Annotated in this window: 22 protein-coding genes and 4 pseudogenes; 9 read left to right on the forward strand and 17 right to left on the reverse strand. The window is 59.9% G+C overall.

Annotated elements, in window-relative coordinates; all coding sequences use genetic code 11:
- The 3 genes and pseudogenes from P3C39_RS32125 to P3C39_RS32135 all read left to right on the forward strand — a co-directional run.
- Nucleotides 1-416: pseudogene (locus P3C39_RS32125) on the forward strand (hypothetical protein); the annotation flags it as partial.
- 147 nt (nucleotides 417-563) lie between these two features.
- Nucleotides 564-653, forward strand: a complete 90-nt coding sequence (locus P3C39_RS32130; RefSeq protein WP_275955031.1) for a hypothetical protein — start codon at nucleotides 564-566, stop codon at nucleotides 651-653.
- Between the two features lie 220 nt (nucleotides 654-873).
- Nucleotides 874-1,250 (forward strand): annotated as a pseudogene (locus tag P3C39_RS32135) (alpha-hydroxy-acid oxidizing protein).
- 486 nt (nucleotides 1,251-1,736) lie between these two features.
- Here P3C39_RS32135 and P3C39_RS32140 read toward each other — a convergent pair.
- Complete coding sequence (locus tag P3C39_RS32140) at nucleotides 1,737-2,552, reverse strand: methyltransferase domain-containing protein (RefSeq protein WP_275955028.1); 816 nt, start codon at nucleotides 2,550-2,552, stop codon at nucleotides 1,737-1,739.
- 76 nt (nucleotides 2,553-2,628) lie between these two features.
- On the opposite strand from P3C39_RS32140, the gene P3C39_RS32145 reads away from it, so the two are divergent.
- Entirely contained in the window at nucleotides 2,629-2,844 is a 216-nt protein-coding gene (locus tag P3C39_RS32145; protein ID WP_013525008.1) for a hypothetical protein, read from the forward strand.
- 29 nt (nucleotides 2,845-2,873) lie between these two features.
- On the opposite strand, the gene P3C39_RS32150 is transcribed toward P3C39_RS32145, so the two are convergent.
- The 5 genes from P3C39_RS32150 to P3C39_RS32170 all read right to left on the reverse strand — a co-directional run bounded on the left by P3C39_RS32150 (nucleotide 2,874) and on the right by P3C39_RS32170 (nucleotide 7,490).
- Entirely contained in the window at nucleotides 2,874-3,422 is a 549-nt protein-coding gene (locus P3C39_RS32150; protein WP_127370476.1) for a hypothetical protein, read from the reverse strand.
- A 9-nt stretch (nucleotides 3,423-3,431) separates the two neighbouring features.
- Nucleotides 3,432-4,607 carry a zinc-dependent alcohol dehydrogenase gene (locus P3C39_RS32155; RefSeq protein ID WP_013525010.1) on the reverse strand — a complete coding sequence of 392 codons (1,176 nt, stop codon included), beginning with the start codon at nucleotides 4,605-4,607 and terminating at the stop codon, nucleotides 3,432-3,434.
- A 214-nt stretch (nucleotides 4,608-4,821) separates the two neighbouring features.
- The gene (locus tag P3C39_RS32160) at nucleotides 4,822-5,208 is read right to left on the reverse strand and encodes a hypothetical protein (RefSeq protein ID WP_275955027.1); all 387 of its coding nucleotides are present in this window, start codon (nucleotides 5,206-5,208) and stop codon (nucleotides 4,822-4,824) included.
- Between the two features lie 474 nt (nucleotides 5,209-5,682).
- Entirely contained in the window at nucleotides 5,683-5,910 is a 228-nt protein-coding gene (locus P3C39_RS32165) for a hypothetical protein (RefSeq protein WP_346016467.1), read from the reverse strand.
- A gap of 1,229 nt (nucleotides 5,911-7,139) precedes the next feature.
- On the reverse strand, nucleotides 7,140-7,490 hold the full coding sequence (locus tag P3C39_RS32170; RefSeq protein ID WP_275955033.1) for an MAPEG family protein: 351 nt from the start codon (nucleotides 7,488-7,490) through the stop codon (nucleotides 7,140-7,142).
- Nucleotides 7,491-8,173: 683 nt separating this feature from the next.
- Between P3C39_RS32170 and P3C39_RS32175 the strand changes: the two are divergent.
- The 3 genes and pseudogenes from P3C39_RS32175 to P3C39_RS32185 all read left to right on the forward strand — a co-directional run.
- Nucleotides 8,174-8,257 (forward strand): annotated as a pseudogene (locus P3C39_RS32175) (spore coat protein U domain-containing protein); the annotation flags it as partial.
- On the forward strand, nucleotides 8,254-8,547 hold the full coding sequence (locus tag P3C39_RS32180; protein ID WP_164754994.1) for a hypothetical protein: 294 nt from the start codon (nucleotides 8,254-8,256) through the stop codon (nucleotides 8,545-8,547). The pseudogene P3C39_RS32175 and the gene P3C39_RS32180, both read left to right, overlap by 4 nt.
- A gap of 266 nt (nucleotides 8,548-8,813) precedes the next feature.
- Nucleotides 8,814-8,975 carry a hypothetical protein gene (locus P3C39_RS32185; protein ID WP_245267645.1) on the forward strand — a complete coding sequence of 54 codons (162 nt, stop codon included), beginning with the start codon at nucleotides 8,814-8,816 and terminating at the stop codon, nucleotides 8,973-8,975.
- 2,218 nt (nucleotides 8,976-11,193) lie between these two features.
- Here P3C39_RS32185 and P3C39_RS32190 read toward each other — a convergent pair.
- Nucleotides 11,194-11,424 (reverse strand): DUF982 domain-containing protein, encoded by a 231-nt coding sequence (locus tag P3C39_RS32190; RefSeq protein ID WP_275955032.1) that lies wholly within the window; start codon nucleotides 11,422-11,424, stop codon nucleotides 11,194-11,196.
- Here P3C39_RS32190 and P3C39_RS32195 point away from each other — a divergent pair.
- A complete protein-coding gene (locus P3C39_RS32195) occupies nucleotides 11,368-11,760 on the forward strand; it encodes a hypothetical protein (RefSeq protein WP_275955034.1) in 393 nt (130 codons plus the stop codon). The two genes, P3C39_RS32190 and P3C39_RS32195, sit on opposite strands and share 57 nt — an antisense overlap.
- Nucleotides 11,761-11,994: 234 nt before the next feature.
- On the opposite strand, the gene P3C39_RS32200 is transcribed toward P3C39_RS32195, so the two are convergent.
- From P3C39_RS32200 to P3C39_RS32225, 6 genes are all read right to left on the reverse strand, one after another.
- Complete coding sequence (locus P3C39_RS32200) at nucleotides 11,995-12,363, reverse strand: SPW repeat protein (RefSeq protein WP_063170899.1); 369 nt, start codon at nucleotides 12,361-12,363, stop codon at nucleotides 11,995-11,997.
- Between the two features lie 30 nt (nucleotides 12,364-12,393).
- Nucleotides 12,394-12,717 carry an RNA polymerase rpb6 gene (locus P3C39_RS32205; RefSeq protein ID WP_275955026.1) on the reverse strand — a complete coding sequence of 108 codons (324 nt, stop codon included), beginning with the start codon at nucleotides 12,715-12,717 and terminating at the stop codon, nucleotides 12,394-12,396.
- A 12-nt stretch (nucleotides 12,718-12,729) separates the two neighbouring features.
- Nucleotides 12,730-13,497, reverse strand: a complete 768-nt coding sequence (locus P3C39_RS32210; RefSeq protein WP_275955025.1) for an NADH dehydrogenase ubiquinone Fe-S protein 4 — start codon at nucleotides 13,495-13,497, stop codon at nucleotides 12,730-12,732.
- 71 nt (nucleotides 13,498-13,568) lie between these two features.
- Entirely contained in the window at nucleotides 13,569-14,078 is a 510-nt protein-coding gene (locus P3C39_RS32215; protein ID WP_013525023.1) for an Hsp20/alpha crystallin family protein, read from the reverse strand.
- A gap of 73 nt (nucleotides 14,079-14,151) precedes the next feature.
- The gene (locus P3C39_RS32220; RefSeq protein WP_013525024.1) at nucleotides 14,152-14,622 is read right to left on the reverse strand and encodes an Hsp20 family protein; all 471 of its coding nucleotides are present in this window, start codon (nucleotides 14,620-14,622) and stop codon (nucleotides 14,152-14,154) included.
- Nucleotides 14,623-14,855: 233 nt separating this feature from the next.
- Nucleotides 14,856-15,209, reverse strand: coding sequence for a hypothetical protein (locus P3C39_RS32225; protein ID WP_275955024.1), 354 nt, complete (start codon nucleotides 15,207-15,209; stop codon nucleotides 14,856-14,858).
- 286 nt (nucleotides 15,210-15,495) lie between these two features.
- Between P3C39_RS32225 and P3C39_RS32230 the strand changes: the two genes are divergently transcribed.
- The gene (locus P3C39_RS32230; protein WP_275955023.1) at nucleotides 15,496-16,836 is read left to right on the forward strand and encodes a Do family serine endopeptidase; all 1,341 of its coding nucleotides are present in this window, start codon (nucleotides 15,496-15,498) and stop codon (nucleotides 16,834-16,836) included.
- A 547-nt stretch (nucleotides 16,837-17,383) separates the two neighbouring features.
- On the opposite strand, the gene P3C39_RS32235 is transcribed toward P3C39_RS32230, so the two are convergent.
- From P3C39_RS32235 to P3C39_RS32250, 4 genes and pseudogenes are all read right to left on the reverse strand, one after another.
- Nucleotides 17,384-17,620 carry a hypothetical protein gene (locus P3C39_RS32235; RefSeq protein ID WP_013525027.1) on the reverse strand — a complete coding sequence of 79 codons (237 nt, stop codon included), beginning with the start codon at nucleotides 17,618-17,620 and terminating at the stop codon, nucleotides 17,384-17,386.
- A 329-nt stretch (nucleotides 17,621-17,949) separates the two neighbouring features.
- Nucleotides 17,950-19,201: pseudogene (locus P3C39_RS32240) on the reverse strand (diguanylate cyclase).
- 1,277 nt (nucleotides 19,202-20,478) lie between these two features.
- Nucleotides 20,479-21,303, reverse strand: coding sequence for a Ku protein (locus P3C39_RS32245; protein ID WP_275955022.1), 825 nt, complete (start codon nucleotides 21,301-21,303; stop codon nucleotides 20,479-20,481).
- Between the two features lie 91 nt (nucleotides 21,304-21,394).
- On the reverse strand, nucleotides 21,395-22,255 hold the full coding sequence (locus tag P3C39_RS32250) for an ATP-dependent DNA ligase (RefSeq protein WP_275955021.1): 861 nt from the start codon (nucleotides 22,253-22,255) through the stop codon (nucleotides 21,395-21,397).
- Between the last annotated feature and the right edge of the window lies 1 nt (nucleotide 22,256).

Consider the following 22,256-nt stretch of genomic DNA (forward strand, 5'->3'; position numbering starts at 1 on the left):
GTCTGACTGCAGACGCGATACTCCAGACCAGCGGCACCAAGAAATATTCAACCACTTGCCTCAACACCATGTACCCAGCCAACAGCGCCGGCGCGTCGATCGACGTCAGCCAGATGGCTGGCCTCTCCCTGCAGATGTACGTGCCATCAGGCAACCCGAAGTACCTAAAGTCGGATGATCCGACCACCTCCAACCGACTCTACAGCGGCGTGGACGCGAACAACCTGACCGAGACCCCGACTGGGCAGAAGGTCGACATCTTCACCATCGTGCCTTGTGGTGTAACCAGCTATCAAGCCTGGGAGGACGGCGGCACAACCGTGCCGACGCCGTCTTCAAATGCCGACTTCTTCTACAGCGTCACCGGCAAGTGCGACTTCAACAAGCGCCCCTCGATAACGGCCCTGACACAGTAGGAGGTGCATCTCTTGCCTTTGGAAAGCGGCACGTGCTGCGCGTGTGACAAGACTTGATACCGGGATCACGCTCATCGGGCAAAGTCTGCCGCGTCCGATCATCCTGGCCCGATAGCATATCAGCGGCTGGTGCATCCGGAAGGCGAGGTGGCGGCGGCGCGCGGCTCCGGAGTGGCGCAAGCGGTGTTCACTTTGGGTACCACGGCGACGGCAGCGATCGAGGATGGCGTGCGGTGAGCCAGTCTCCAGTCTGGTTCCTGCTCTATCGGCAAAGCAATCGCGGTTTTAATGGCACGGCACTTGGCCAAGCGATCTGTGTAGCGGTCGACATGCCGAAGCCAGGCGATCGCCGTAGGCAGTTCCGGGCAGGATTCAAAATTCCCGACGGCCTAGCAACGCCATACTTCAAGCACCGGAACACCGGCGTGCTCAAAGTTGGCACTGCGCAGCGTCGGCCATGCCGACCTGGGCGGATATTGCCTGGCTGCGTTCGCTGACAACCCTGCCGCTTATCCTGAAGAGCATCCTCGATCCTGAGGATGCTGAGCAGGCGATCGGAACGGGTGTCGATGCCATCGCGGTCTCGAACCACGGTGCGCGTAACCTCGACACCCTCCCGGCAACCATCGACTCCCTGCCCGCCATCGCGGACCGGTGGCCGGACGGATTCCCATCATCCTTGCTGGAAGCGTGAGCCGTCGTGCCGACGTTGAAGATGCTTGCCCTGGTGCAACCGCAGTCATGATTGGCCGCCCCTATGTCTACGCCCTGGCAACCAATGGTGCCGAGGGCGCAACCTGCTTCGCCGAGACTTGGAGATGGCAATGGCGCTGACAGGCCGGGCGCGCCTCGGCGAGATCGACCAGCCGGTAATCTGGTGAAGCCCGAAACTATTTTTCAGCAAGTTCAGCATTGCACTTTTCGCTTCACCTCCGTCGCGCCCTTTGTCCGGCCAGCGCCGACTACCTGGATGTCCGATTAGATTTACAGCTGACGGTCTGCTGTCGGCCACAATCGTGCCTTCGCATTTTGACTACTGGGGTCGAACTTGCCGTGAGGATGACTCGGACGGAGGACAGGAGCGCGATGCAACTGACTGCCTTTACCGGCTTCGTAGCTGTTTACCGGCCGTTATAGCACAATCGATGCCGGACCGAAGTGCACGGACAATGGCACCGTCGTGTACAATGTCGCACAATGGTATAGAAAGGCGGTGGTTCGCGAGCCGAACGAAACTGCGAACCATGGTGCTGAGTTGCGCCAACTTCCCGCCCAAGGCGGGCTTTTTGTTTCTGCCCTTCGTTACGATCAAGGCTCCGATCAGGCAGGCTTCGAGACGATGATGGCCAGCGATGCCAATCTGCCTTCGCTCAGGCTACGGATGTAGTTCTTGCGTCGCTGCACGAATTCGGTGCCGAGCACGATTTCATTGACCTGACGTTGCACAGGCGAAGGAATGATGCCGGAACTGGCCCTTTGCATCGCCAGTTCGACATGTTCGCCGGTCTCGTCGATGACTTCGTCAATATGGAAGCCCGCGTCGGCGAACAGGGTCTTCAGGGCATCCCGGTCAACAAGGTGGCTGGTTTCCGGCGCAACCGCCCAGGGCAAGGGATAATTCGGCTCGCCGGCAGCCAGCACGGCTTCGGTCCAGATCAGTTTGCCGCCCGGCTTCAGAACGCGAAAAGCCTGCCCGATGACGGCGGCCTTGTCGGCGATGTTCATCCCGACATAGAAGCAGATTGCCGCGTTGAATGTGTTGTCGGCGAAGGGCAGTTTCGCCGCGTCGGCTTCGTGGAAGCGAACCTTGTCGCCAAGGCCGCTGAGCATGGTCAGTCGGCCGGATGCCTCGACAAAGACTGGTGTGAGGTCGACACCGTCGACCTGGCAGCCATAGGTGGCGGCCAGGAAGCGCGCCGGGCCGCCAATGCCGCTGCCGACATCAAGGATCCGGTCGGTGGGCGAGGGGGCAAGACGACCTCCATGGTCTCGCGTGGCGATGAGCTCGCGGCCGTGAAGCTGGTCGAACGGATAGAGCTGCGCGGCATTGATTTTATCGGGCTTCGCATCGGAAATCGCGGCCAATATACGCTCGACGATGCCGTCGCTGCCGTAATGCGTGGTGACGTTGCTCATTGCTGTCCTCCTCGAACAGCCAGCTTCCCATCAATAGGTTGTCTCCGCAACGCGCGCTGATTCAGGAGTGTGATTCATGACCCGCTACGCCACCGTCATCACCGATGCTGACGGCCGGGAAATCGTCAGCGCCATCGGCGAATTCGCAGGCACTGCGCCGCACCCACACCTGGGGCGTGGCGAGCAGGTCGCATCCGGCGTAGAAATCGGCATGGTGCAGGATGGGGCCGGGCCGATAGCAAGTTGCGCGGCTACAATCTCGTCGAGCTCAAAATCGGTAACCTGGTTTTAGGGCTGGAACCCCAGAAGGTCGGCACTCTGTCAGGCGGCGCCCGACTCCTGGCCGCGCTCGGAGCGGGCAAAGTCGCGGGCTGCGGCAGTGCCTGCGGGAAAGCCGCTGCGATCGCTGTAGTCGCGCGGCTTGGTCCCCCTGCGAGAGTGGCGCGCGGTGACGCCTTTCGCACCGATGATGTCGAGCAAAGCGATGCCGGCGACCACGGCAAGCGCAATGCCCACGTTGTCGCGCTTTGGATTGTCATGCCGATAAGCTGACAGCAACGTCGCGATGTCCAGGCCGTCGCCAGCCACCCGGCTCCAAAGCCCAGCCTGCTTGTCCACGGAAAGCGAGAGTATGCCGCTGCTTATCTCCCGCGCCCCATAGGCTCGGATGAGATCTTGCTTGCCGCTCATGCCGAGCGCACCGGCAATCCGCTCGGCACCAACCAGCTCGACGACACCCAGCGCGATGCTGAACCAGCCGAGCTTGCGGGCAAGGCCATCGAAGGCATCGGCCACACTCGGCCCGGCCTGCAGCACTTTGGGATCGCCAGGCGATCGGGTGATGTTGGTGAGTTTAGCGACCACGTTCATGACGATTCCCTACGGTTTCAAAACAACCTTGATGCAGCTGTCCTGCTTGTCGCGGAACACCTTGTACATCTCGGGTCCCTGCTCGAGCCCGACGGTATGGGTGATGACGAAGGAAGGGTCGATCTGGCCGTCCACGATGCGGCGCAGCAGATCCTCGGTCCAACGGGTGACATGGGTCTGCCCCATGCGGAAGGTGAGGCCCTTGTTCATCGCCTGTCCCATCGGAATCTTGTCGACCAGCCCGCTGTAGACGCCGGGGATCGAGATCACGCCGGCCGGCCGGCAGACATAGATCATCTCGCGCAACACATGCGGTCGATCATTTTCCATCAGCATCAACTGCTTTGCGCGATCGTAGACGGTGTCGGGCTGGGCCAGCGAGACATGGCTTTCCATGCCGACGCAATCGATGCACTTCTCCGGGCCATTTGCGCCGGTGAGTTCCTGCAGCCGTTCGACGACACTTTCCTCGGCGAAATTAATGGTGATGGCACCGCCGGCCGCCCCCATGGAAAGCCGTTCCGGCAGGCAATCGATCGCCACCACCTGTTTGGCGCCGAGCAGCAGGGCGCTGCGTATTGCCATCTGCCCGACTGGGCCGCAGCCCCACACCGCAACCGTATCCGTAGGCTCTATGTCGCACTGTGCCGCGGCCTGCCATCCGGTGGGAAAAATATCGCCGAGGAAGAGAACCTGCTCGTCGGTAAGGTTGTCAGGCACCTTTACGTGCGTGGCGTCGGCGAACGGCACCCGCAGGTATTCCGCCTGTCCCCCGGGATAGCCGCCCGTCAAATGGGTGTAGCCAAACAGACCAGCGGTGGTGTGCCCGAACACCTTGTCGCCGAGGTTCTTCTTGCGGTTCGTACGTTCGCAAACCGAAAAGTTCTGTCTCTTGCACTGGTCGCACTCACCGCAGATTATGGTGAACGGTACGACAATGCGGTCTCCCTTCTTCAGAGCGCCGTTGACGCCCCTGCCGACCTCCACGACCTCTCCCATCATCTCGTGGCCCATAATGTCGCCTGGCAGCATGGCTGGCACGTAGTTGTGGTAAAGGTGAAGGTCGGAGCCGCAGATGGCACAACTCGTCACCTTGATAATCGCGTCCCGTTCATCCTCAATTTCTGGATCGGAGACCTGATCGCAGCGTATGTCTTCCTTACCGTGCCAGACCAACGCACGCATAGCCCGCTCCTCTGTTGGCAAGGTCGATCGGGACCCGCGCTTGGCAAGCGGGCCATGCTATTCATCGACCGTGCCCGCCGCCTGTCGAACCGCAATGGCCGACCTATGTTCCGGGAGCTTGAGAGAATATTTTGGGCCATTCCAAACGGCGCCTTCGCCTGACCGCGACTCGCTTGCCGCTCCGTCTGAAGTCGGCTCCTCAGTCTTGATGCAGCTACGGCATGTCTTCGTTGTTTGTGCCATGCACGTTGGAGCCGTGCAGGAGGGACGGGATTTCGTCTAGATCGATGTTGCCGTCACCATTCTCGTCGATGCTATTGAACATCCTGCCGACCGCGCTTTGAACCTCGGCCTCGGACAGTGACCTGTCGCCATCCGTGTCCAACAGGCCGAACATAAGTCGCATGCCGGCACCGCGCATCATTTGGTGACCACGGTGGCGAGCCATTCTGTGTCCTCTGCCCCAGTCGCCACGATTTCGCCAATGGTCGCCATGCCGGCTAGCTTCATCGGGGCGGTCAGCATGCCCGTTGCGGTCGCCCTGGTCGTTGCGGCTATCTTCGTCACGGAAAGCTTCTTCAGAACCGCGATCCTGGTGCATCCTCTCCCGGACAGCTTGCTCAACCATCTGGCGGATTATTTCGCGTGTCTGTTCACCCCCCTGTCCGTTTGCGTTCGACCCGGCGCCGGGCTGTTCGGTCGCCGGCGTGGGTGCAGGCGTCGTGGGTGCCGGTGTTCCGCTTGACTGGGCGAGCGCCGGGGACGTGAGGGCTATGAAAGTGGCGGCGGCGGCCGTCGTGCTGTGTGGAAATCTCATGGCATGCCTCCATCGAACCATCGGCCGTGTTTGTTTGGGTCAAACTGGGGCTCGGTCTGATTGTTCCCTCAAGGGGATGAGGTCACGGCGAAGTTACAGGCCATGTGCCCGTGGGCGCAGGGCGACCACAACCAGAATGGTGGAGATGGTGATGGCATTCATGTCGTCGTAGCCGCCTTCTGGAATTGCGGAACGTGCCAAGGTGTTGCAGCGCTGTGGTGGAGCTTGCTTCGCTGCCGCGGCCTGCAGGGCGAGAGATCACGCATCTCGATCTGCATCCACACGACTGGAAGCCAGAACAGGCCGGTAATGAGGTAAAGCAGGATCGAAAAGCGCAATCCACCCCTCGGTCGGCGAATAGGCGGAATGCCAGGCGAGGGCATGAGCCACCACCGCGGTTGCAGTGAACACGAATTCAGCGATCACGGCGATGCGTGCGACCGCTACGATGGTCGCGGAATTTGCGGTCTGATGGGCGAGCAGCATGAACAAGGCGATGCCGGCCGGACGGCGAGTTGTTCGCAGACCGCCTCGGACGGTTCAGTGCAAGGATCAAATCCCCCTGCGCCGCTCATGGACGCAGCGCCAGCTCAGGAACCTGATCGGCGGGATCCGCGATGTTATCATGGACCCGATTCCCGGCGGAAGTGCGGCATGTGGGCTGGATTGTTTGACAAGCGATCGGAATGTCAGGAACCAGAGCGAGGCGGCGCGGCACAACCGGCGGCCAGCGCCTTGGCGAAGGTCACGCATGTCGACCTGCTGACCGCACGTCGGACAGATGTAGGAATATCCTTCTTGGGCTCGCCGCTGTAGAGCTTGCCGGGAATTGATCCACCAAGATCGGATTGCTCGTCATATCCATCGACTTGTCTCAAATGTTACCGAACTGTTCTGCGCATATTCCCGTCCGCTCGGTCAAAGTCTAACGATCAGGGAAGCACATTGGAAAGCACATGCGGTAACGGTTGATTCAACCATTGCTGGTATGTTGGTGTGGGTGGCGACTCCGGCAGTTGGGCGGGCGCTTCAGTGCCGGAGCCGCCTGCGCAGTCCGGTTGGGGTTTGACCGCGCCGTCCTATAATGGGACAGCGCGGTCAACGATTCGTTAAAATGCTCCGGAGCTAATTAAACGTGTGCTAAATTGAATCGCAGTGTTGCGAGTCACCTCATGCGTTTGAAGGTCATCAGGCTATCGCGCAGGAAGGACGAGGCGGTGTTAGCCGTCAGTCATTCTATCTCACGCGCTGACGACCTCTGGCGCCTTCCAAGTCATCACTTGTGACATCAGCCGTTGAATCGAAGCCGCCAACCGCCTGCTTCGTATTCGTTTCGCCGGAACCACCGATAGCTTCGCCCGTTGCTAAGCCGCCCCGTGACACACGGAATCATCGATCACTGCTTGATGTATGGCTAGCGACGGTGACTCACCAAAGACATGAACTCAGAAAAGAAACCAACGAAAGCTGGACCGTGTTTAACGTGTTGACTGGGCAGCCAGCAGACCCGTGGGCGCTCCGGCTAAGCTATGCCCGGACTCTTGTTCGCCTTTTGAACGCTGTCGAGTTGAAGCGAAAGGTCACTCGAAGTGACCTCTAAATACGCACTGCTGAAACACATCGGGAGCCGTTGGCAAAGTCACCGTTCCGTGGTCACCTACCTGAGACTCTCGCCCGGTAGCAGAGGGTGACGTGGCAAGGCTTGAGCGCCCAACCTATGCCTGCAGCATCAAGAATATGATCCTGCCAAGAGCGCCTAAGAGCAGGGCGAATGCGGCGAAAGATTGAATAAAGAAGCCGGGGTACCGCTTCAGCGGTGCCGACAGGTAACCGATGAAGTAGGCAATCCTTCCCATTATCCAAAGCAGTCCCAGTGCAGCCGCCCATGGCGCGCTCCAGTAGACCGCGAAAAGCCACATCGAGGGAAGAAAGTCCGGCAGCCATTCGATCGAGTTTGAATTAGCGCGGATTGTCCGCTCAAGCAGCGGATCCCCAGTCATGGTCGGGGCGAGAACGCCCGTCCTCTTGTGGGTTCTGGCGACTGTCAGCGCCATGCCAAAAATCATTAGGCTGCAAAGCAGCGTCACAATAGCCACCGAGATACCGTTCCATGCCTGCCTTCTCTCGTCGCGGCACAGGCAGGCAAGCAAAGGTTGTCGCCAGTGGCAAGCTGCATGTGCGTCATCCTGACAACCAATCGCCAGGATTTTGCGGCTTGAGCCGCGAGCTCTTGTCTCCCCTATGGCGACAGGGTCTTTGCCGAAGGACGCTTCGAGCCGCTTATGCTAAGCTGCTTTCACTGCTATATCTGAAATTCAGGCAGGACGTCCGCAACCCCGGAAAGCCAAGGGATGGATTGGGATCGAGAACGCGACGATCGCGATCACCGTCGAAGGCATTGATCGCGCCGATTCCAATGTGCGCCGTGTCGGACTTCCGGCTTTTAGACCATGCGACAGCTCCCTGACTCGAGAGGCGAACCCACTACGGCGCACTAGACGCGGAAAGGGAGAATGCTGGTTCAGTGGGGGCCTTTGGGCCCAACGGACCGCACCGGCCACTACGGAAGAGATTTGGACAGTCCGCGGTGCTCAAGCCATAGTTCGATGTGTTCATGGCGCGAGGGGGCGCCTGCTATCTTGACATGGTACGCGGTCACAGCGTGGACCTCCTGAATGGCGAGGACCCGAAACATGGATGGCCAGGCAATTCGCTCGCGTAGCAACGCGTCCGGGGCAACCGAGTCTTCACGGTTTATGGTCGCGTCCCGCCGCAGGCCACTCCTTCCGCAGGCGTATACACCGACACGGTTGTCGTCACTGTGACCTATTGAGCGATGAAGGCCTTTCCGACAAGACCTTGGTCCGAATTGACATTTACCTGACCCGCTCGAATGATCCGGCCAATGCAGGGGCAGGGATCATGCTGGTAACAAGCATCGCGAACGGCACCTTCGAGCCGGAGGAACTGTCTCTTCTCCAGGGGCTGTTCGATATGCTTTGTGAGCTGCGCGGCATTAACCGCGAAAGCCCCGAAGCTACGACGGCTGCCGAAAGCCTGATTGCACGTTACAAAGCCGGCCTTCGCGGCGATGAACTTTTTCTATCGGTCGCGCCGGAGTAGCTGCTGCTCCAACTCTCTTCAGGCAATCCATCGGGAACCATTAAGGTCACAAAGGGGTTGGGCTCAGTCTAACCGTGCGGGCCAACCATGCAAGAGCTTTCTCCCGAGCAACAGCAGCTACATCGCGTCTCATTCGGTCGTGGATTACTTCAGAGACGCTGCGCCATCAAATCCGCCAACTGCTGGGAGGTCCAGCAGATTGGGATGTGACCGAGCAGCATCGGTCCATGCTTGACGAGCTGGATCGGAAGCCGAACGAATGACCCATGGCACAGCAGCGGTACGACTTAAGGCAAGAGCCAGGTGGAAGCTGGACGGTGTTCGACGTGTTCACCGGCCTGGCGGCTGATGCGTGGGGCGCGCCGGCTGAAGGTCTGGACATGGGACATGCCGACGATCTGGTTGGCCTGCGAACGGCATTGACCTGAAGCGTAGGGTCGCCCGAGGTGACTTCTAACCGTTGCTTCAATCTTCCCGCCGACCGCATCGACAGATGGTGATTTGGCAGGCTCGCCTATCGTGCTCTCTACCCGCTGCAGGATCGTATCGAGGGGCTCCGCGACCAGGATCTCGGCGAGCGGTCGATAGACGAATCCCAGGGACTCGGCGCGAGCAGACAGCTGAAGGCCCTTGCGATCCTCGGATTTGACTTCGCCGCGTCGGGAGTAACCCGTCCTTTCAGCGTGCGCAGCCCAATGGTAACTCCTGGGCGTCTTGCTCCCAGCGCTACAGCTCGAACCGCAGTTGACGTTGACCCGGCGGCAACACATCGCCTAGCGACGAAGCGTGACGCCATTCGGATGAGTTTCATGCCGCCCGTTCGCCAGTCGCTTCAATTGCCAAAGGGGGTGCGGTTCTATGTCAAAAGGGTAGGTCGGCACGATCAGTTTACCAAGCAAGGGTGACGGTGACCGTGCCGACCGGCACTGGTCATAAGGAGGGACCCAAACAACCAGATCTACAAACTACGCGCAAAACGGTAATCCCGCAACTAAGCCCCATGGCCTAGGCTGCCCGTCAGGGCCATTGCGCGATAGCACCATAGGCACCAGAGTTGGGTATATATTAGCTTGTGCTTGCGGCGGCCCACCCCCGCCCGCCCGGCCGGCGCCTAACGTCCCAACAAACCCGCCACAGGCGCCGGCCACCCCTCCAATCGCTTACCGAGATGTGGATTGTGGGGGATGCGCACCATGTGTCGGCGATGACCAGTCGATGCCCGTCCGCGTGAACGTCTGCGCCCGCCGTCCTCTCGAGTCAACCTGGGGAGAATTCGACCATGGAACACAGTTTGGCTGAAAATAGCGGCGCGGCTCTCCCGCGATCGCCTGGGTCGCGGCGGCCCTTGCATGATATGGACCGTCTAGCTGCCGATAGTTGGCTTCGCCATTTGCTCGGCTATAGTTAGAACCATCTATGGCTCAAAGCCCCTCCAGCATCATCGGTTCGCCGGCTCAAGGATCAGGTAAGTTCCGGCGCCACCTCAGTGATCATCCCACTGACGCGGAGGGAAGCCCGCTTTGAACTGCACATTTTACGTCGCGGACCCCATGTCGGTCTGGTCGCCATGTTAGCCGACGCTAAATCAGAGCGATGCGACACTTCTTGCTGGGCCTTACAGTCTGTCTCTATTGCACCACATTGCTTCGGGCCGAAGCATGGCAGCCCTTTGGCGTCCGGCAGCTTGGCTTTACATTCGATATTCCTCCAGGTTTCGTCCTCACCAGCACTCGGATCAAGGCGCGGCTTTTCTGGGGCCGAGAGAAGCGTCCCTAGTCGTTTGGGGCGGACGATTGGGCAAAGCCAGTTTTCGCGCCGAGATCGAGCACCGCATGATAGAGGACAAAAAGTCCGGTTGGCGACTGACCTATCGGCGCATAACATCCAGATGGGCAAGCTACTCGGGTGTCAAGAATGGCGAGATCCGCTATGTCCGCGCAATCACGGTCTGCGGCGACCGCGCCGCGCTTTTCATAATTAATTACAGGAAATCGGAAAAGAAACCATATGACCCTGTTGTCGTGCGGATGGTCCGGTCCCTGAAGGCACAGGGCTGCTAAGTGGGGGGTGGGCAACGCGGACTGCTGCGCCCTGAGCTGCGGCCGCGTGATCCGCACGCTCAGGCAGTCGGCCTTGCGGCTGTTTCCAAATGGTGCATCCCAGACGTGGGAAGACGACGCGGAGAGCATCTCCCGACCGCTTCCTGCAACGGAGGGGCGATCATTTCCATTACTATCGCCGTGTGCTCAGAGGGGTCAGAGACGAGAGCTGCGTGTTCGTGCGCCGCGCCCTCGACACCACTGACCGTCTGTGCCGTGACTGGTCGAGGCGTGGGCGAATATCGCCTCACGGCTTCGCCCGTCCGCAAGGCCATGAATGCACCATGCCTTATGTGTAGCGGACTTTTTTGGTGCAGTGAAGGCCTGCATTCGGCTTGAGCTGCAATCGGCGGCTGCGGCTTGCAGATGTGAAAGGCTCTTTGCTCATCGGGGTTGGCAGCGGGAGGGCGATCGTCCGCAGCCCCCGAATACGATAGCGCGAGTTGCCGGCGCAGCCCGTCCGTCATCTGGTCAACCGAGCCTCTCCTCCTCGTGAGCGCGTGGCAGATTGTTTGCTGCGGCGGCGTGATTGCCGCCGCAGAGAGTTTTAACGGTTAGTTCGTGTGCACTGCCAATCTTCGGCCCTGTCATCCAAGACGGCGCCAAGGGAGCGTCTTCGATCACACCCACCCTGCGTGCCCAGGTCGCAAACGCCTTGTGCGCGGCCTCGAGCCGACTTGCGACCATCATACGCCGAGTAGCATGTATCACAGGCCGCTCCGTGGAGAAGGCCGCGCCTTTCGACCGGCCATTCTTCCAGAAATTCTATGGCATCCATGACGCAACCGATCTTTTTGAGGACGAAACTGTCATCTCGCACGAAAATCGGCTGTTTGAACGTAGCGCTCTCCATCGTGACCTCCCTTCAAGCCCTAAAGCGGCGCTTGTGTCTCTTCGGGTGACGCAGGATGATTCCTCGGCAAAACATGCCGGTCTGCGTGACGCCTTCGGCACAGAGAGGATATTGGAAATGGCTCTTTTCAGTTCAAGAGAGAATTGGCCGGCCGAGCCCAGCAGCCTCTTGGCAATTGGCACCTCATCCCGCTGCCAGCGCTTCTGTCCGCGAGGCCCTCGGCCCACCAACCTGCACGTCGGCGATCTTGCCGTCGCGTAGCAAGGCCTCTAACCGGCGTAGCAGTGTAGATTGACTGGAAGAGCATCAGCGCAGCGAAGGCGGCGTTGTGTTTTCCTTTACTCATGTCCATTGCGGCCACTCCACACAGCGCGGGATGTAGGTCGTCAAACCGGAGGGCATCAATTCTGGCACGTCAACGCCTTCATCGCCGCCGGCATCGTCTCGCGAAAAAAAGAGCGGGCCCGGAAGATTCGGACCCGCCAGCGGCTATGATCAGGCTGCAGAGAGCGGTCGGTCATTCGCGAGCCAAAGGCTGGCTGCTGCCAGGGCAGCAACCACAGCGCCAGCGATGGCGTGCGACCACATTGCTGCCGCCAGGCCGGCAAAGCCAAGCACCCAAGGTGCGGCCACAATCCACAGGCCGACGACAAGGTTCGCCCATTCCTCATATTTGTGGAACGCCACCAACGCGCGCGCTGCGATCAGAACGGTGATTACGCCCGCGATGAAGGCGTGCCAGACGGCAACAGCATCGGCAGCATAGCCAAGGAGCCAAGGCGAGAGCGCCAGCGCGATGCCGGCAAGGATGTTTACGACATCGAGCGCCGGCCTGCTGCTGTCGGAAGCGAGATTCTTCAACATCGTCATTCTCCTTTCCTGCGTTTCAGTACGTCAATGTACCGCCCTTGAGTCGAGGGCGGGTGCGGCAGCGGGCCTGTTCGGCCCGATGCCGCAAAGCTTCCTGGGTCCGGATTTGAAACGGGCGCAGTCCTTCGGCGAGATCGGCTCAGTCAGGAGGAAGGGTTCGATCTCCCGAGGTTCGAACGCATTGCCGGCGATCTCACTCAATGCGAGATGCAGCCGGCTCTTCGGCCTGGCCGCCAGCCGGGGCGCTGCGCCGGGCGCCAGTGCGCGCGCCCGCCCTGCTGCCGCGACCGCAAGCGCGAAGGGGTTCGGGATGGTCCGTTGGGCATCGAAGACGATCAGTGGGTCCATTCTTGCCTCCAATCATGCGGCTATCCGGGATCGTACCGGGCTGAGCCGAGTCTGGAATCTCTGGGTACTGCCTTCCAAGGCCAGCAGAGCGAGCTCAACCTCGTCCAATCGCGTCGGACGTGCATTTTCCGGCATGCCTTCAGCGGTGGCCAGGTCGATCAGGTACTCGTTCCAGGCCCAGTTCTTGAGCACGGCACATTTCTCGTCGGGTGCGAGTACCGGGTCATCCACCACCTCCATCGGACAGGCGTAGAATGTCTCGGGCTCGGAAAGCGCCGTCTGTATGTGCGCTGCCTGTGCACCAGCGCCATAGTTGTGGCTTGCCTGGAGCCATGCCAATTGTAGCCGTTGCCAAACCACGTCGGAAAAGGCGTGCCTCTCCTCCGATGCTTGCCTGTTGCTGACCTTGGCCTGAGAGCCAGAAGATGGAGCCTGCACCACGTAGCTGAGGCCTTGGCGCTCCGCATAACGGATCGCCGCCTCCAGCGTCGGAAAATCCAGTCGAACCTGGGTCAGGGTGTCCCGGCCGCCCGTATAGCCCATCAGCGGCTCGATGAACGGGGCTGTGCGAGGTTCGAAGATCAATCGCCAGTCCTTGCGGGGCTTTGCCGAGGTCGTGGCCGAGCGGCATGGCTGGTAGATCCGTGCCGTCACGCCGTCCGGAAACACTGACCGCCCCATTGACAAAGCCGGTTCGTCGACACGAGGCCGATTGTCATTGTCCGGCCGGCCGGAGGTCCTTGTTGGGTTTCTGATGTCGCTGCTTTGAACTGTCTCCATTGTCTGTCCCTCCCATCATGAAGGGTGGTACGAGCAGCGGCCGTGACGGCCGCTGCTCATACTGCCGTGCGTCAGTTCTTGCCGTTGATTGCGATCCGCTTGGCCTTCGCCTGCGCCCGCTCGGTCTTGGGCAAGGTCACGGTCAGCACCCCGTTCTTGAAGGCGGCGTTGACCTTGTCTTCCTCGACCTCGTAGCCGAGCGGAATGAGGCGCTCGAAGCGACCGTAGAAGCGCTCGGAGAACTGCCGGTCTTTGTCCTCGGTCTCGGAACGCTTCTCGCCTTTAAGCTTGAGTGCCCCGTTGTCCAGCAGGACTTCTATGTCGCTCTCGTCCAGGCCGGGTATTTCCGCCGTGACGCGGACTTCCTTGTCCGTGTCGGAAATTTCGACGCTGGGCCAAGTGGCGGCAAAAGAGGGACTGAAGGCCGGCAGTCTGGCGCCGAAGCTGCGGAAGGCGTCATCGAACAGCCGGTTTACCTCCCGGTGGAGGGAGACGAAGGGGTCTCGATCTCCATCAGGGAAGAGACTGGGCGCCGAGTTTCCGTTGCCCCGGCCCCATGGGATCAAATCACGTACGCTCATTGTCTTTCTCCTTTCGTAGGTCTGTGAGCCGGGCCGGACGCCCGGCTCAAGCGATGCCTTCATCGTGGATTGCTCAGGCCGCCAGCTTCTCGGTCTCGACCTTGGGGGCTTCGATCTTCGGCATGGGAGCCCCGCTGGAGATCTCGACCTTGCGCGGTTTCATCTCCTCGGGAACCTCGCGCTTGAGATCGATGCTCAGCAGCCCGTTCTCAAGGCTGGCGCCAGCAACTTTGACATGATCGGCCAGTTCGAACCGACGCTCGAAAGCGCGCCCGTTGATGCCGCGGTAGAGATACTGGCCGTTCTCATCGCCGGATTGCGACCCGCTCACGACCAGCATGTTGGGCTGGTGAGTGATGGTCAGCTGGTCCTGCGAGAAACCGGCGACCGCCATCGTGATGCGATAGTCATCATCATCAACCTTGGCGATATCGTAGGGCGGCCAGTTGTCGAACGAGGCCACACGGCTCGCATTTTCAAGCATGTCGACCATGCGGTCGAAGCCGATGCTGGACCGGTACAGGGGGGTAAAATCGAGGTTCATACCACATCCTCCTTTGAGCAACATGGATCATAGGAGGCGCCAAGAGCCTTGCCGCCTCCTGGTCTTGCCGGCCCCATCAGGCGACCGGCGACCATCAATTTAGAATCGCGACTTGCACCTTCAAGAGGTATTAGGAAAATTTTCAGCGGCAATCCGGGCGAAACGCACCCATGCCACTCCCCGCCGGCGGGGTCACTCGCCGACGGGATGGTTCACGAACAATCAGGTCGCGCTTAAATCCGATCGATGAATGGCACGAACCCGGCCACCACCGCGCTGTCACTGCCATCGGGACCGTCAAGCTCGTCCGATTGATCCAATTGTTGCAATGCATCCATGATCGCATCGAAGCTGACTGGTTCACCCGCCCCCGGCTGCATGCGAAGCGCTGGCACGGATTCTACCGCGCAGGCATCCGACGCCCATGACGAAAGGATGGCGCGCTTCTCCTGACCGTCCAGGGCAACGTCGGCCAAAACGTCGTGGGGATGTTTGAAATGCCGTGCCGGATGCAGCAAGCGGTCCAGAAAACCATCGGGGGCCACGGGTTCAATCGAGGCAAAATGGGTCGAAATGGCTGCTTCCATTGATGGTCCTCCGCTTCAGACAATCTCCTGCGTGTTTGAGTTTGGCGGCTCTCGCGATTCCCGCCAGACGAAATTTTGGGACGTCTCAAGCAAGTTTCAATGGCTTGGCACGGGTCACATTTCCCGTGGTCAACGCCTTAGAACCATTTTATCCAGCCGGTGAAACAATCGGCGAGAATCTCAGTTCTGACGTCGGGCGAAAATCAAGGACCCGAATCCGGCAGGAGAACCAGTCATGTCTTACCTCTCTAGGAACTTGTGCATTGGCTTGATCACAGGAGCCCTGATGCTCTCGACTGGCGGCCTTGCTCCGGCCACCGCACAGGAAATTCCTAACGACTTCAGCGCAATCGTGCGTCAGAAGCTGCCCGCGGTTGTCGCCATCACGACCAGGCAGATCATCCAGGATCAAACGACGCTCAACGACTTTCCCAATCCCTTCGACGGAGGAGGGCGTATCCAGCCCCAGGTGCGGGAAGCACTCGGCTCCGGCTTTGTGATCAGTCCCGAAGGCTACATCGTCACCAATAACCATGTCGTCGCCGACGCAACTGAGATTCACGTCGTGTTCTCCGACAAGGAGACCGCGCCCGCCCGGGTGGTGGGCCGCGATCCGGCAACCGACATCGCGGTATTGAAAGTCGATCCTCGGCCCAACATGACGGCGACGGCCTGGGGGGATTCGGACGCGATGCAACCAGGGGCCTGGACCATCGCCATCGGCAGTCCCTTCGGCCTCGGGGGCACGGTCACTGTCGGCGTCCTTTCTGCCCGCTCTCGCGATATCCAGGCCGGTCCTTACGACGATTTCCTGCAGACTGACGCCTCGATCAACAGAGGTAACTCGGGAGGTCCTTTGTTCAACGCGCGCGGCGAAGTCATCGGAGTCAACACGGCAATCGTGTCGCCGTCAGGCGGTAGCATAGGCATTGGGTTCGCGGTGCCCTCGCGCACAGCTCGGACTATCGTCGACCAACTGATCAGCACTGGCCGCATCGAGCGCGGCTTCATCGGCGTGCGTCTTCAGGAGATCACGCCCTCCATCGCCGAGGCGCTCGGAATGCCGGGCACCAAGGGAGCGCTGGTTGCCTCGGTCGAGGCTGGCAGCCCGGCGCAGAAAGCGGGAATCCAGGCCGGCGACGTGATAACCCGGTTCAACGACAAGGACATCCAAGGCGTCCATGACCTGACGCTGGCGGCAGCAAGCCAGAAGCCCGGATCGAAAGTCACCGTAACAACGAACCGGGGCGGCACAAACCAGGAATTGTCGCTGACTGTCGATCGACGCAGGGACCAGGAGGAACAGACCGGTGCCATTCCAAGCCTGGGGACTGAGGACCAGCGCCTTGGTATGTCGCTGAGCGCCATTCCGGACGAAGCGCGCCAGCAACTCGGCCTGCAGGCCGACACCACGGGCGTGTTCGTCCAGGATGTCGCTCCCAACAGTCTTGCGGCCGAAAGCGGCATCCGGCCCGGCGACGTCATCGTGTCGGCCAACAACCGAAACATGACCCAGCCGTCTGACGTCCGCGAGGAATGGGCGAAATCCCGTCAGCAGAAAAAGCCAGTGCTGTTCCGTATCGACCGGCAGGGACAATCGCTTTTCGTTGCTGTGGCAAACTCCTGACTGACAGCCCAGACGGCGTCGCGATCTGTGCTGCTGGGCTGGCCCCCTACCGGAGCGCACCAGAGTTGTGAAGCTGATGAGCGGTATGTTTGAAGTGGCGGTCCGGCTCAACATGCGGCTGCGGGAACTGCTCTGCGGCTTTGCGCGCACTGTCGGCGACTCCGGTCGGCGAGGCGAAAGTCCTTACGTTTCGGCGCATCCGGCGACCACACAGGTGGACAACAAAAGCCTGCGATCCGCTTCTGAGCGCGTGTGCTTTTATCGATGTAAGGAACTTCGCGCCACAGGTTTAGACTAGCGATCTCTGGCGTGTGAACGCAAGAGAAGTCGGCGATCTCCAAATCGGCTGTGTGATCAATGCTGTAGCGTTATCCAGTGGCCGACTGAGCCGCACGAGGCCTGTGATGGCTGCTACTCGGCTACGATGGTCGCGAGTCTGGAGCCCACGCGAACTGAAACGGGCACAAAGGTCGGTTTCACCGAGAAAGTGTCTGCAACGCTGCCGTGGATGACAAGACCGAATTGCACATTCGATGGGTTTGCTGATTTACTCCAGACGGGTGCCCGGTTCAGCCGGGTCGTCCTCGTCGGGCTTAAGCAGGTCAATAAGCGCGGCCGCTCGTGTTCCCGGAAGCGGGCGCCCCTGTCCCATTAACGCCTCGTCAGCAAAAGCCCATGCCCATGCCTCTCTCAATTCCTCGATCGACGCACCCGTTGCGATGATCTCCGCAACCGTAATATCGTCGGCTGATCCAATGACGGAGAGAACTTCTTGCCGTGTCATCGTTTGACCGCGTTCTGACTACAACTGAACTAGATGGAGATTTCATGGAGCACTTGCAACCGATCTAATGAGGGCTGTCGCAGGATTCCCTTGCGCAAGATCAGGGGCTGCGCAATGGGCGCCCTTCACCTAGCCAAACGCGCGCCACATAGGGCGCAGGGCGCAGAAATCGACGGAGCCCATGCGCTCGGCATTTGCGAAGACCCGGCCTAGTCATCCAGATGATCGCCATCACTGAGGCCACTTGGTGGAACTCCTCCTGGACCATCCAGGCAGCCGGAATCGGCCATGGGTGTTCTCAACAACCCGGAAACTCGGCCACGCACGGCCTATGCCCCAAGGCTGCCCGGCCGAATATGTTTGCGCGCGGATAACTCCGGTCTGTGAAGCAGCACCCTGTTGCGGCCCGTCTGCTTGGCAAGGTAAAGTGCGGCATCCGCCCGTTGCTGTAACTGCTCCGGCGAGATCACCTCAGCGGTCTGAACGGCAACTCCAATGCTCAGGGTGACCCAGCGCGACACACGGGATCCAGGGTTGGGCAAAGCGGCAGCCTCGACGCTCTTACGCATTCGTTCAGCCACAGCGGCGGCCTCTTCCTCGTTCACCCCGGGCAGGAGCACGAGGAATTCTTCGCCGCCGTAACGGGCAACGTGATCGCGATCACGCCTCACGTTTTCCTTCAAGATAGTTGCGACCTTTACCAGACACCGATCTCCCTCCGCATGGCCGAGGTGGCCGTTTAGCTTCTTGAAGTTGTCAATGTCGCACATCAGCATCGCGGCACCGGCAAGGCAACGTTTGTCGCTTCCCCATAGGCGCTCGAGTGTTTCCGTCATCCAGCGACGGTTGGAGATGCCGGTGAGTGGATCGGTCCTCGCCAGGAGTACCAGTCGATCATTCGCTTTCGCCAGTTGGGCGACCCTGCGTCGGTCGCGAAGCTCAAACAGGAAAGTCTTTTGAGCAAGAATTGTCATGATGCGCCGCGCGGCCACCGTTGCAAAGATACCGCTAGCAAAAAACAGCGTTCCAGCCACTGCACTCCCATGCGCGATGGCCGGGTTCTGCAGTTGAAGCATGAGATAAAGTCCGAGCGCCAGCGCAGCGATCGTCATCGTCCAGGCCAAGGGGATTCCGAAGATGATCATGGCTGTGATGGCCACGAACAACATGACGTTCAATTGCCGTTCGTAGAACTCGCCACCAGCGCTTGCTCCGACCAATGCGACTGGCAACAAGATCAGGAACATGCCTGCGATCAGCGAGGCTCCTTGGAGCCAAGGCGCCTGCGGTTTACGCCAAACAAGGACCACGGCCAACGCGACGGGGGGGATGATGGCGCCGGGCAGGAGCATGGATTGCGCTACGCCCCATGGAAGCAACGCCGCGTTCAGTGCCAACGTCAGCACATCCAAAAATGCCACCCAGATCATCCACGCGCGGATGATTTCGCCTTTTGCGACCAGACACGTGCTCGAAATAGGCGTTCGATCTCGCCACGCAGGCTGATTCGCGCGTACGGCGCACCAGAAGCCGGTCGACCTCAGCGGCTAGGGCAGGATCATCCTGCACATCGGGGGGCATCAGATCTGACAAGTCGATAGGCCTTACGCTGCTTTCTCCTGAACATCTATCCAAGCCATAGGCGGTCGGCGGTGGGCCAGCATGTCAACTTACCCTGAAGATTTGATTTATAGCTGCGATTTGCGAACACTCGGCCCCAAGCCATCTGATCCTCGATGCGCGTAGCCGAATTAACCTTTGTAATTGCGGTGGCGCTGCACCGCGGTTATCCACGCGCCGCCGCCGGGCTCGGCGAAATGTCCCGAGAGCTTCGGAAGTTGAGCACGTGAAGGAATGGGGGTGATGCCGATTCTCATCATTATCGACCTTTCGAGTATTGCCTGCAGACCAACAGGATGGATTTGGCCATGAAAGGAAGCCGACCGGGTATTTCGTTGTTGGATTTCGACATACTCTCCCGGGCTCTTACGTCAGCCATCAGGGAGAGCCCGGAATCCGATTCGACGGTCCAGGCCCGCGAGCTTGTGTGCCTATACACCGGCAAAAAGTCAGCCGACCAAAATTTGATCGCGGCCTTGCTTCACGCCAGTCGCGCCCAGCTGGACGTGGAAGCATCCAAGGCCAATCGGCCCGGCAAGAATTGACTGAGTGCCTGCATCTGCTCGATGTGACCTCTCGCCGGGTTGTCTTCTCGACGGAGCTACCTCCGAGACGAAGCCCAAAGGCCCGACCGACTGAGACGCAGAGCATAATTCCCGCCGGCGACAGGGAATATCCTGACCGCGACACGATAGCCAGCAGGTCACCGAATGGACTTTTGGAAGTCAAGGCAGCGGGGGGTTTTTCTGCAGGCTTGGAACCTCTTTCTGAAATCGAAGTTGGGTTTGCAGCCTGGCTCCCCGGGCCAGGTCTCAAAGCAAGGCCCGCCGCTTTGTGTCCTCAGTGGCGGGCCCACTTCGTTTCCGCTCAACGCTACATTGCGATTGACTAAAGCAACGAACATCCAATGAACGCAATCTCACATGGCATCGGTCCATGGCCAGGTCGGCACGATCATTTTTTTCGGTGACGGTGACCACGCCGACCAGTTGGTCACAAGGAGTGACCAAATGACGAGCCTATAGCTACGGCACAACGGCAATCCAGCAACAAGGGCCGATGTGTCTAGGCTGCCTGTAGCCTCCGCGATTTGTCGCGTCGGGCGTCATGGTCTCCCGATCGCCGCAGCGTCGCATGCGACGAGCCGGTGAGATTGGCCGGAGACCTGACGCCGGAAACGCGCGAGCGCGCCAAAACTACTGGGTCATGCGCGGTGATGGTGGGATTGCTATCTTTAACTATGCCGATTTGCGGCTCTTGGCCCTTGGCCGGTCTTTGCCGATGCCTTCCTTGGCGAGGCTCTTTCGAAGAACCGAGGCCAGGTCGACCACGTTCTCCTGGGGCTTTGGCGCCGGTTTCGGGGGCTTTTTGCCCTTGCGCTTGGCGTCGATCATGGCAATCAACGCATCCTCGTAAGTATCCTCGAATTTCGAAGGATCGAACTTTGTCACCTTCTTGTCGATGAGAAGCCCCGCGATTTCGAGCAGATCCAAATCGTATTTTGGGCTTTTCACATCGTCGAAGACGGTGTCTTCCGACGTCATCTCATTGTGGGTGCGCAACTCGGTCAGCAGCATTCCTTTTTCAAGCGGCTGTATCAACACTTCGCGCCCGCGCTGATAGAGCACGACGCAGGATCGCGCCGCAACGCGCTTCTTGGCCATCGCATCGCGCAGGACAGAAAAGGCCTCCAACGAGGCGCCGTCAGCCGGGATTAGGTAGTATGGCTTCTCCAGGTAACGTGTGTCGATCTCGGCAACCGGAACAAAGGAATCGACATCAAGCGTATGCTGCGACGTCAGTTTCAGTTTCTTGATCTCGTCCGGCTCGACTTGTATGAACTCGCCCTTGTCCGCCTCGTAGCCTTTGATCTGATCCGCGACTTCGACAACATCGCCGGTCCCTTCGTCGACATAGGCGCTCTTGACGGGCAAGCCGTTCTTGCGGTTCAGAATCTTGAAGTGGATCTTGGATGCCTCGCTTGTGGCACCAACTATCTTCACCCCGCACGACACGGAACCGACCCTCAGAAAGCCCTTCCAGACCGCGCGCGGCGCCACCATGCCGTTTCTCCTAAACGTGCCGATGTCGGCACAACGTCAGCCACACGGTTCTGTTCCGCAACGTGGGCACTCATTGCCTGCAGCCCAAGAATTATTCCTCCCGGTAGTCCAGCAGCTTCGCATGGCGAAGCTTCTCCTCGCCCTTCAGGAACCGCACGCGACCGACCAGACCAGGCTTGAGCCATTCGGCCTTTTCTTTCTTTAGACCGATGGGCACTGGTCCGCCGACCTTCCCTTGCACGCGATCCCATAGTCGCTGGCGCTTGTCGGCTTTAAAGGCAACGAAGGCGCCGCCGGCGTAGCGGCCCTTGTCGGCCATGAGCACCATTGCCGGCTTCCCAGCCTCGCGCTGCACGCCAATAATGTCCATTTCCTTTTCGGCATAGCACTTGATCTTTCGCCAGTTCATCGTCGGTCCGCTGCGATAGACGCTGGCCTTGCGCTTCGAGACCATGCCCTCCAACCCCGCCCTGTCGACCAGGTGAAAAACCGCGTCCCCGGTGCCGGGCATGGCTTTGCTGACCTGAATGCGACCGACGGCTGGAATCAGTTCCTGCAGGATCTCGCGGCGGTCTTCCACCGGCATGTTGCGCAAATCATGCCCGTTCAGGTGCAGGAGGTCGAATGCCACCAAATACAGATCGCGCGAAGGCTTACGACGGGTGACGGCTGACTGCAGGGCCTGGAAGTCGGACAGGCCGGCCTCGTTGACCGTGATCGTCTCGCCATCGATGATGAAACTTTCCGCCTCGATCGCCTCCGCCTCTCCGGCAAGTTCGATATAGCGGCCTGTCCAGTCGTATCCGTTCTTTGTGAACAGCCGGATCCCGTTTTCATCCTTGATGATTTGGGTCCGATACCCGTCGAACTTGATCTCATGGAGCCATTCGTCGCCCTGCGGTGGCGTTTCGACCAGCTCGGGCTCCATGGGCTTAATGAACTTCAGACGCATG

The sequence above is a fragment of the Mesorhizobium sp. XAP4 genome (assembly GCF_029269325.1).
Taxonomy (GTDB): Bacteria; Pseudomonadota; Alphaproteobacteria; order Rhizobiales; family Rhizobiaceae; genus Mesorhizobium; species Mesorhizobium ciceri.